At 72.0% G+C, this 9,993-nt stretch carries 6 protein-coding genes; 3 read left to right on the top strand and 3 right to left on the bottom strand.

The features are described from left to right. Window positions 1-186 precede the first annotated feature (186 nt). On the top strand, window positions 187-1,194 hold the full coding sequence (locus WME97_RS22055; RefSeq protein ID WP_437554641.1) for an NAD-dependent epimerase/dehydratase family protein: 1,008 nt from the start codon (window positions 187-189) through the stop codon (window positions 1,192-1,194). A 150-nt stretch (window positions 1,195-1,344) separates the two neighbouring features. Beyond that, window positions 1,345-3,042 carry an RICIN domain-containing protein gene (locus WME97_RS22050; protein ID WP_437554639.1) on the top strand — a complete coding sequence of 566 codons (1,698 nt, stop codon included), beginning with the start codon at window positions 1,345-1,347 and terminating at the stop codon, window positions 3,040-3,042. 119 nt (window positions 3,043-3,161) lie between these two features. On the opposite strand, the gene WME97_RS22045 is transcribed toward WME97_RS22050, so the two are convergent. After that, window positions 3,162-5,105: a hypothetical protein gene (locus tag WME97_RS22045; RefSeq protein WP_437554637.1), complete on the bottom strand. Its 1,944-nt coding sequence runs from the start codon at window positions 5,103-5,105 to the stop codon at window positions 3,162-3,164. 266 nt (window positions 5,106-5,371) lie between these two features. Then, on the bottom strand, window positions 5,372-7,834 hold the full coding sequence (locus tag WME97_RS22040; protein WP_437554635.1) for a heavy metal translocating P-type ATPase: 2,463 nt from the start codon (window positions 7,832-7,834) through the stop codon (window positions 5,372-5,374). A gap of 191 nt (window positions 7,835-8,025) precedes the next feature. On the opposite strand from WME97_RS22040, the gene WME97_RS22035 reads away from it, so the two are divergent. Beyond that, on the top strand, window positions 8,026-8,670 hold the full coding sequence (locus WME97_RS22035; RefSeq protein WP_437554633.1) for a cadmium resistance transporter: 645 nt from the start codon (window positions 8,026-8,028) through the stop codon (window positions 8,668-8,670). Window positions 8,671-8,944: 274 nt separating this feature from the next. Here WME97_RS22035 and WME97_RS22030 read toward each other — a convergent pair whose 3' ends face one another. Next, window positions 8,945-9,961 carry a hypothetical protein gene (locus WME97_RS22030; RefSeq protein ID WP_437554631.1) on the bottom strand — a complete coding sequence of 339 codons (1,017 nt, stop codon included), beginning with the start codon at window positions 9,959-9,961 and terminating at the stop codon, window positions 8,945-8,947. Between the last annotated feature and the right edge of the window lie 32 nt (window positions 9,962-9,993).

Raw genomic sequence — 9,993 nt, 5'->3', positions numbered from 1 at the left:
TCGTGAACCGTCGGGATTTTCGACGCACGGAACCAGCCGAGGCCGGCCCGGCGGACACGGGCTCCCCGAAGCCCGGGGTCACGCGCGATACGCAGCCCATGGTCCGCGCAGGTCTTGCATTTTTGCCGCTATATATTGCGTTTCTGGGCTTTGTCTTGCGTGATTGCAAGACTCATCCTGGCGCCCATGAACAACGCATCGCTCGTCCCCGGCTCCTCGTCTCGCGTCCACGTGGTGCTCGGCGCCGGCCAGATCGGCCCGCGGGTCGCGGCTCTCTTGCTGGCGCAGGGCCATCGTGTGCGCCTGGTGCAGCGCACCCGCCGCGCTCCGGAGCGGCCTGGGCTCACGTCGGTGTGCGGCGACATCACCGATCTCGCCTTTGCCGAGGAGGCCACGCGCGGCGCGAGCGTGGTCTACGATTGCATGAACCCGCCCTACCACCTCTGGGCCACGCAGCTCCTGCCCATCGCGCGCGGCGCGGTGCATGGAGCGAGCAAGGCGGGCGCGAAGCTCGTGGCCCTCGACTGCCTGTACATGTACGGCGTGCCCGACGGGGCCATGCGGGAGGACTCGCCGCGCCGCCCTTGCAGCAAGAAGGGCGCGCTGCGCGTCGAGCTCGAGGAGATGCGCCTCGCGGCCCAGCGCCGCGGCGACGTGCGCGTGGCCATCGGGCGCGCCAGCGACTTCTTCGGCGCCAACGTGCCGCTGTCTGCCTGGGGCGACCGTTTCCACGCGCGCGCGCTCGCCGGAAAAGCCGTGGAGTGCATGGGTGATCCCGAGATGCCTCACTCGTATACCTACGTGGAGGACGTGGCGCGGGGCCTCGTGACGCTGGGCGAGCGGGAGGAGGCCATGGGCCATGTCTGGCACCTGCCGACGACGCCTGCCGAGAGCACGCGGGCGCTCGCGCAGCGCCTCGGGCGCGCCCTTGGCGTCGAGGTCGAGGTGGCGCGACTCCCGCGCATCCTGCTGCGCGCGGTGGGCCTGTTCTCGCCCTTCATGCGGGAGGCGGCCGAGATGGCGTACCAGTGGGACGTGCCCTATGTCATCGACGATACGCGCTTTCGCGAGGCCTTCGGCTGGTCGGCGACCCCCGTCGAGCGGCAGGTCGCCGACATCGCCGCCTGGGCCCGCGACAGGTACAAGATCGCCGCCCCGCGCGGAGCGGCGGCGATCCCCGCGGCGCGGGCCTGATCGGGCCACGAGCGCGCTGCCGAGATCTCTCCGGCGCGCAGGCTGGCAGATCGCACGGGAGCGGATCAAATCACCCAGGCCGCTGCGCGCGAGAAGGACTTGACTCGTCCGGTTGAAGGCACCGAGATCTCGCTCTTTCTGGAGGGCGTCATGCGTCTCGGTTCCTTGTCTCCAGTGATGGGCCTGCTGGTCGTGGGGCTCGGCGTCGCGTCCTGCGCTTCCGGCTCGGAAGAGCTCCCTGGGGGCTCATCGGAGGGCGGCGGCGGCGCTTCCGGGGTCGGCGCGGCGTCCAGCGGCGGCGGGGCGCCCGGCGCTTCGGTCGGCTCGTCGTCCGGCGGCGGCGGGGCGCCCGGCACCTCCAGCGCTTCGGCGGGCGGGGCGCCAGGCACCTCCGGCGCTTCTGTCGGCTCGTCGTCCGGCGGCGGCGGGGCGCCTGGCGAGGGTGGGGGACCGGAGCTGCCGCCGGCGGTCGGCCCCCTGGTCAACGGGATCCAGTGGGCCGACACCTCGGGCAAACCCATCCAGGCGCACGGGGGAGGGGTGATCCGGGTGGGCGACCATTACTACTGGTTCGGGGAGAACAGGAACCCGGACGGGACGTTCTATGCCGTCTCCTGCTATCGCTCGACCGATCTGCGGCGCTGGGAGTTCAGGAACCATGTCTTGACGATGGACTCGGACAAGGACCTCGATCCGGCCAACATCGAGCGCCCGAAGGTGGTCTACAACGCGTCCACGGACAGATTCGTGATGTGGATGCACTGGGAGAACGGGGTGAACTACGGCGAGGCCCGCGCCGCGGTCGCGAGCTCGAGCACCGTGGACGGCGACTACACGTATCACGGCAGCTTCCGGCCGCTCGCCGGCAGCGGGGTGACCGATCACGGCAAGCCCGGGTACATGTCCCGCGACTGCGGGCTCTTCGTCGATGACGATGCCAAGGCCTATTTCATCTCCGCCACGAACGAGAACTACGATCTCAACCTCTACGAGCTGGCCCCCGACTACCTGTCCATCGCCCGCCTCTCCGCCACGCTCTTCCCCGGCGGGCACCGGGAGGCGCCGGCGCTGTTCAAGCGGAACGGGACCTATTTCCTGCTGACCTCAGGCGCCACGGGCTGGTCGCCCAACCAGGCGAAATACGCGACGTCCCGCGCTCTCGACAGGGGCTGGTCGGCGATGACCAACGTCGGTGACGGCACGACCTACCACTCTCAGTCGACCTACGTGCTTCCGGTCCAGGGCAGCGCCGGGACGGCCTACCTGTACATGGGAGACCGGTGGGCAGGGGCCTGGAGCGGACCGGTCAACAACTCGACGTACGTCTGGCAGCCGATCTCCTTCCCGTCGGACACCACCATGAGCATGCGCTGGAACAACACGCTGACCATCGACACGTCGGCGGGCGCCGTCGCTGGAGCGACGAACAATTTCAAGCTCGTCAACAAGAAGAGCGGCAAGGTGATGGATGTCGTCGGCGCGTCGGGCGAGGACGGGGCGGACGTCGTCCAGAACGCGGACAGGGGAGGAGACAGCCAGAAGTGGAGCTTCAACTACAATGGATCAGGCTACTTCCGGTTGACCAACGTCAAGAGCGGCAAGGTGCTCGATGTCCCTGACGAGTCGACGAGCGACGGGGTCGCGCTGGTGCAATGGGAGAACCACGACGGCGACAACCAGGCGTGGCTGTTCATCGATCTGGGCGGCGGTGATTTCCAGATCAGGAACAAGAAGAGCGGCAAGCTGATCGGGGTCTACCAGGGCTCCACAGCGGACGCCGCCGCGATCGAGCAGCGGGCGGGCGGCAGCGGCGAGGAGCAGCGATGGCAGATCGTCGTCGCCGAGTGATGGGTGGATGACGGGCGGGGCGCCCGCGAGGGCAGGGCCGCTGCGAGGCCGGCGCCGATGAGCGCGGCGGCCCGGCCTGATCGAGGTCGACCGGGCCGGAAGGGAGGCTCGCGGCGCCGCTACGACCGCGCGCGCCGCCGCCGCCCGAGCACGAGGCCCGCGACCGCCGCCGCGAGCGCGGCGGCCCTGCCCGCGGAGCCCGCCGGGCCAGAGGTGCTGCACCCGGCCGCGGCCGGCGCGAAGCCGCCGTCCGCGTCCGCGTCGGCCGACGCCGGCAGCGCGTCGGGCTCGTGCAGATCCCGAGCCCACATCGGCTCATCGAGCACCTCGTCCACGGCGAACGAGGTAGACAGCACCTCTCGCTCGCCGCCCAGGCCCTCTTCCGGCGCGAACTCCGCGCTCCCCGGCGCGGCGAGCTGCGCGACGGCGCCCTGCGGGCTCGAGACCTGGAAGATCGTGTTGCCGATGGTCACATACCAGCTCCCGTCGAGCCAGCGACCGTGCCCGAGAGACGAGCCGATGGTCTCGGGCGCGCCCCCCGCCCGGCCCAGATAGCGCTTGCCGCCGTTCAGGAAGAGGACCTCGCCGGTGTCGCTGATGCCGTCGTGGCCGACCCGGAGCTTCACCTGATCGAACTGGCTCGACGTCGTGAAATCGCTGATCTGATGCTGCTCGCCGTCGGGGGTCCGCAGCCAGACCTGGTTGACGGCGCCGTCGCTCCTCAGGAAGGCGGCGTGGCCCGCGTGAACCAGCAGCCCGGCCGAGGTGCCGGTGATCGAGTCGCCCAGGAACACCTCCTCTCCCTCCGCCGTGTACAGGTAGCTCGAGCTCGTCATGCCGTCCCACCACCGGCCGGCGACGTTCGTCCCGTCGGTGATCGGCCGCTGCAGGTTCCCCTCGTGATCGCCGAGGCGCACCCCGCTCGGCCCGACGATGGCGGAATCCTCGTAGGTGCCGAAATAGACGCCGCCGGAAGGCGTGATGTCGGCCTGGAACGGCGACCTGCTCCCGTCGATGCGCCAGAGGGTCCTGCTCGTCCCCGCCGACAGCGAGGTCGCGACGGCCCAGTCGTCGCTGTACGTCGTCCACACGATGTTGTCGCCGCTCACCGCGTCGAGGCGCGCCGCGCTCGTGATGGTGCGCCGGGCGCCGTTGACCCAGGCGAGGATGTGGCCCGTCGTCGACTGGTGCACGGACCCGGACGGCGTGAGCGCCCCGTAGACCTCGCTGAACGGCAGACCTCCTTGCGGGATGGTCGCGACCCACGTCACCTGCTGCGTGGCGCGGTCGAAGATCCCGAGGCGCTGGTACAGGTCCCGGAAGAGGATCCGCGTGGCGTCGAAATCGAGGATCGCGCCGGGCGCGCGCTGGACGGCGGTGAGCCTCGGGCTCCTGTCGACGTAGATGGGGCCGATGGTCCTCGTGACGGTGGGGCCCACGCCGTCACTGGCCTCGAGCGTGAGCGTATACGCTCTGCCCGACGGGAGCTGGTAGCCGTACCAGGCCTGCTCTTCCTTGAGGTAGAGGTACCCCGGTACGGGCTGCGGGTTGCCCGGCAAAAGGGTGACCTGTCCTTCGGCGCTGTGGAACGTCGCCCGGAGGCTCTTGCACGTGTACGGCGGCGTCGGGACGCACTTCGCGGCGAAGCGCCAGCCGTCGGTGAGGGTGTCGTGCGTGACCACGTTCCATCCGAGCGTCGGAGGCGCGTACCGGTGCACGGTGCCCTGCGCGCTCGCCACCTCGCCAAGCGTGCTGTACGCGTGGACCGTCACGACGTGGGGCCCATAGGCGAGCTCGCCCGCCAGCTCGCCGAGGTCGAACGCTCCCTGGAAATGACCCCCTTCCGTCGGCGTGAGCTCGATGGTGAGCCCTTCGAACTCCGCCTCGACATAGTAGATGTCGTCGGGGGACGACGCCGTTGCGTGCACCGGGATCGTGCTGCTCTCGATGATCACATTGGTCGGCTCGATGAGCCCGACGGTGACGGCGGCGTCGGCGGCGTGGGCCGAGAGGGACAGGGCAAGGGCAATGGCTGTGCCAATATGCCGGCGATAAGCTCTCATGGATCCTCCGTATTTTGAACGCTTCGGTGCATCCGCGGCTCCGATCATTCACTCACCGGGTAGCCGCCCTGCGAGCGGGCGTGAAGCGAAGCGACGCGCTGGCGCCCGGGCCGAGCGCTTCGCTGGCGCGACGAGCCAGCTGCTTGGGATAACAGCGCGACGAGCGCGCTGCTCGTCGGCTTCTTGCTTTACCGCGTTGGGCTGCAAAGGCGACAGGAACGCGCCGCTTTTGCTGTGTCCGCGGGCGCGCGCCCGCGCGTGCCGGGCTACGACCGACCGAACGCGCGTAGCCGGAGGGAGTTGGTGAGCACCGACACGCTCGACAGCGACATCGCCGCGCTCGCGAGGACGGGCGACAGGAGCCATCCGGTGAACGGGTAGAGCAGGCCCGCCGCGATCGGGATGCCGATCACGTTGTAGATGAACGCCCAGAACAGGTTCTGCCGGATCGTCCGCAGGGTGGCTCGGGCGAGCCCGAGCGCCACCGGCAGGCCCGCGATCCCGCCGCGCATCAGCGCCACGTCCGCGGACGCGACGGCGATGTCCGTGCCGGTGCCCACGGCGATCCCCACGTCCGCGCCGGCGAGCGCGGGCGCGTCGTTGATGCCGTCGCCGACCATGGCCACCCTGCGGCCGGCGGCCCGCTGCTCGCGGACGATCCTCGCCTTGTCCTCGGGCCTCACCTCCGCGAACACGGCGCGGATGCCGAGCTCGTCGGCGACGGCGCGCGCGGCGCCCGCCCGATCGCCGGTCACCATCGCCACCTCGACGCCGAGCTCGGCCATGGCCGCGACGGCGCGGCGCGCCTCCTCGGTGGGCCGATCGGCGACCGCCACGAGGCCCGCGAGCCGCCCGTCGACGGCCACGAACGACGGCGTGCGGCCCAGCGCGGCCAGGCGATCGGCCTCGGCCTCCAGCGCGGCCGGGTCGACGCCCGCCCGCTGGAGCCACGCCGTGGTCCCGATGCGGACGAGGCGCCCCGAGACGCGCGCCTCGATGCCATGGCCGATCTCCGCGCGGAACGCCGAGGCCGGCGCCATGCCGACCCCGCGGCCGCGGGCGCCCTCGACGATCGCCCGCGCGACCGGGTGCTCGCTCTCGCGCTCGGCGGCCGCCACGAGGCCGAGGAGCGCCGCCTCGCCGTCGCCCGCGAGGTCCACGACGTCCGTGAGCTCGGGCCGACCCGTGGTCAGGGTCCCGGTCTTGTCGAGCAGCACCGTGTCGACGCGGCTCGCCGCCTCGAGCGCCGCGCCGCCCTTGACGAGGACGCCGAGCTCCGCGCCGCGCCCTGTCCCGACGGCCACGGCGGCCGGCGTGGCCAGCCCGAGCGCGCACGGACAGGCGATCACGAGCACGGCGACGAACCGCTCGACCGCCGTGGCGAGCCCCGCGGCGGTCGGGTCGATCGCGATCCACGCGGCAAAGGCGAGCGACGCGACGCCGAGGACGACGGGCACGAAGACGCCGCTCACCACGTCGGCGAGGCGCGCGATCGGCGCGCGGGACCCCTGCGCCTGCTCGACGGCCTCGACGATGCGCGCGAGCGCCGTGTCCGCGCCGGTCTTCGTGACGCGGAAGACGAGGGCGCCGCTCTGGTTGAGCGTCCCGCCGAGCACGGCCGAGCCCGCCGTCTTGTCGACGGGCATGCTCTCGCCGGTGAGCATCGCCTCGTCGACCGCGGACGCGCCGTCGACCACCTCGCCGTCGGTCGCGATGCGCTCGCCGGGCCGCACCCGCACGAGGTCGCCCGGGGCGAGCGACGAGGCGGGCACCTCGTCCTCGGCGTCGCCGCGGACGCGCCGCGCGGTCTTCGGCTGGAGCGCCACGAGCCCGCGCACCGCGTCGGCGAGCCGCTTCCGCGCGCGCGTCTCGAGGAGCTTGCCGAGCAGCACGAAGGTGACGATCGCGGCCGCGGCCTCGAAGTAGACGGGCGGCGCGTGGCCGTGCTCGGCGTGCGGGAAGAGGCCGGGGGCCGCGACCGCGGCGGTCGAGTAGAGCCAGGCGGCGCCGGTCCCGAGGCTCACGAGGGTGTTCATGTCCGCGGCGCGGTGCCGGAGCGCGCTCCAGGCGAGGCGAAAGAACCGGCGCCCCGGCCCGAAGACCACGATCGTCGCGAGCGCGAGCGAGAGCCAGCGCGCGGAGGCGCCTTCGAGCGCCGGGATCGCGCCGTGGGACATGGCCACGGCGAGCAGCGGCGCGGTGAGCAGCGCGGCGATCGCGACGTCGCGCCGGAGCGTCCGCTGCTCCTTCTGTTCGGCCGCGTCCATGGCGGCGGCGCGCTCGGCCGCGCTCGGCTGCGGGCGCTGCGGTGGGGCGTCCGCCCTCGCCGCCGGGCGCTCGGGCGCCGTGGAGTCCGCGCGGGCGCCGGTGCTCGGCGGGCTTGCGGGGACGCCGTCGGCCTGCAGGGCTGCAGGAAGGCCGGCGATCGGCGCGGCTTCAGGGACGCTGGCCGCCGGGGGCACCTCGGGCACCTCGTACCCCGCCTCCACGATGGCGCTGGCGAGCGCGGCCGGCGTTGTCGCCTGCGCGTCGTAGGTGATCGTCGCGCGCCGGGTCACCAGGTTCACGGCCGCATCCTGGACGCCGGGCGCCGCGCGCAGCGCCTTCTCGACGCGGCGCACGCACGCCGCGCAGGTCATGCCCTGCACCGGAAGCTCCGTCCGGGCGCCCTGCGCGGCGGGCGCGGCCTTCGCGCTGGTCGGCTGCACGGGCTGGGGAATCGTCGCCATGGCTTCTCCTTACACGAGCTCGCGGCTCGTCTCCTGTCGCCTGTGCAGACGCGCCGTCGCTCCGGTGATTACGGTCTACCCCGGCAGGCCCGGGTGAGCTCCGGCGTCGGCCGGTTCGGAGCGGCGCCCGCGGCGCCGGCGCCCCCCGAGCGGACGCGAGCCGCGGGAGGTGGTAGGTCCGCGGGCGCGCCATGGAGCAGATCCTTCCGATTCTCGGGGTGAGCGTTGTCGTGTTCGTGTCCACGAACATCGATGACATCCTCCTTCTCTCGGCCTTCTTCGCGGATCCAGGCTTTACCCCGGCTCAGGTGGTGGCCGGCCAGTTCCTCGGCAACGGGGCGCTCGTGATCGCGAGCGTCGCGTGTGCGCTGCTCGCGGTCCGCGTGCCGGACGGATGGATCGGCCTGCTCGGCCTGGCTCCCCTGGCGCTCGGCCTGAGAGGCCTCTGGGCGCTCTGGCGGGGCTCCAGGGCCAGGGAAGCAGGCGTGGCGAACGGATCGGGCGAAGCAGATGCAGCAGACAGCGCGCGCGAGCCCCGAGGCAGCGCATCACGCTTCAAGGTGATCGCCGTGGCGAGCGTGACCGTCGCGAACGGCGGGGACAACCTCGGCGTTTATATCCCGCTGTTCTCCAGCTCCCCTGCGCACATCCCGCTTCATGCGGCCGTGTTCGCGGTCATGACCGGCGCCTTGTGCGTGCTCGGGCACCGCCTTGTCAACCACCCGATCCTGGGCACGCGCATCCGGCGTTCCGGCCGTGCGGCGCTGCCGTTCGTCTTGATCGGCCTCGGGCTGTGGATCCTGTCCGACGCCCTCGTGCTTGTCTGCGCGGGGTAGCCGCCCGGGGGGCGCCGTGAGCTCACCTTAGTGAGAGGCGCCAGTTCCACCCACGCGGAGTCCGGCCGGGGATCGGAGAGAGAATTCAACGCAAAGGCGCAAAGGCGCAAAGGCGCAAGAAAGAACAAACTTTGTGCAGGTTTGCGCCTTCGCGCTCTTGGCGTCTTTGCGTCAAATCTCTCTTCGCTCGCGAGACAAATCCCTGGCAGGACTGCTCCGCGGGGCCGAACCGTTGCGCTGGCTCATGGGCCCGCGGCGGCGCGCGCGAGCCGCGTCACCAGCGGCCACGCACCACGACGCCGCCACCGGCCTGGCCCGCCCTCAGCTCCCAGCTCACCTCGGGCGCCGGCTGGCGGCGCGGAGATGGCTCCAGCAGGAAGAGCAGCGCCGACGCGCCTGCGAGCGCCACGCCGGCGCCGAAGCCGACCGTGCTCACCAGCCCAAGCTGCTTCGCGCGGTTGCCAGCGTCGAGCCCGTCGGGCTTGCATCGCGCCCGGTCGGGGCTCACGTCCCTGCAGTTGTCGGCCGCGACGCCGCTCGCGTCGAGCGCCATCCACCCGGTCACCGATCCGACGATCAGCCCGGCCACGCCGAGCCCGCCCGTCACATAGGTGACCACCCGCAGGCCGCTGGGCCCCTGATCCCGCGCCGGCGCTGGCGCTGGCGCCGGCGCCGGCGGTTTGGCGGGCGGCGGCTTGGCGCCCGCCGGGGGCTTCAGCTCGAGCACGATCGCCTTCGACTCCGACCGGTCGATCGTGAATCGCGTCTCGGTCACGGCCCCTCCCGGCGCCTGCGTCGTCACGACGTGCTCTCCGGGATCGACGGGGAGCGCGACGCCGAGCGAGGGTTGCTCCAGCGTCATGCCGTCGCACTGCACGCGCGTCCCTGCCGGCGCGCCCGGAGGCAGCGACAGCGTGAGCTGCGGCACGAGCGGCGCGAGCGCGCTGCGCTGCCCGAGCGCGATCTTGCGTCGCGCCGACTGCTTGTCCCGCTCGGCCTCACTCATGCGATCGACCATCGCGAGATAGTCGTTGTAGCGAGCGACCGCGGTCGCGATACGCCCCCATTTGGCCTCGCACTCGGCGAGCGTGAATAGCCGCCCCGGGCGAGGATCGAGACGCTGGCTTTCGGCGAGGGCAGGGCAGCCGGTCTCGTACCGGCCAGCCAGCATGTCGGCGCGCCCGCGGTCGAAGTGGGACTCCGCGACGGCGAGCGCCTGCGCGCTGGCCGGCGCGGCGACGGCGACGCCCAGCACGCCAAGGCAGGTGGACCGGAACCAAGAGAAGCGCATGCGTGAGCCGCCAAATACCATCGTTCCCGCTC

It is taken from the genome of Sorangium sp. So ce367, assembly GCF_051520455.1.
Classification (GTDB): domain Bacteria; phylum Myxococcota_A; class Polyangia; order Polyangiales; family Polyangiaceae; genus Sorangium; species Sorangium cellulosum_B.
This window is presented reverse-complemented; position numbering and strand designations above follow the sequence as displayed.

Bases quoted from the DNA above. Each gene is read 5' to 3' on its own strand.
- WME97_RS22050 (WP_437554639.1), top strand. From the start codon at position 1,345: ATGCGTCTCGGTTCCTTGTCTCCAGTGATGGGCCTGCTGGTCGTGGGG.
- WME97_RS22055 (WP_437554641.1), top strand. From the start codon at position 187: ATGAACAACGCATCGCTCGTCCCCGGCTCCTCGTCTCGCGTCCACGTG.
- WME97_RS22045 (WP_437554637.1), bottom strand. From the start codon at position 5,105: ATGAGAGCTTATCGCCGGCATATTGGCACAGCCATTGCCCTTGCCCTG.
- WME97_RS22030 (WP_437554631.1), bottom strand. From the start codon at position 9,961: ATGCGCTTCTCTTGGTTCCGGTCCACCTGCCTTGGCGTGCTGGGCGTC.
- WME97_RS22035 (WP_437554633.1), top strand. From the start codon at position 8,026: ATGGAGCAGATCCTTCCGATTCTCGGGGTGAGCGTTGTCGTGTTCGTG.
- WME97_RS22040 (WP_437554635.1), bottom strand. From the start codon at position 7,834: ATGGCGACGATTCCCCAGCCCGTGCAGCCGACCAGCGCGAAGGCCGCG.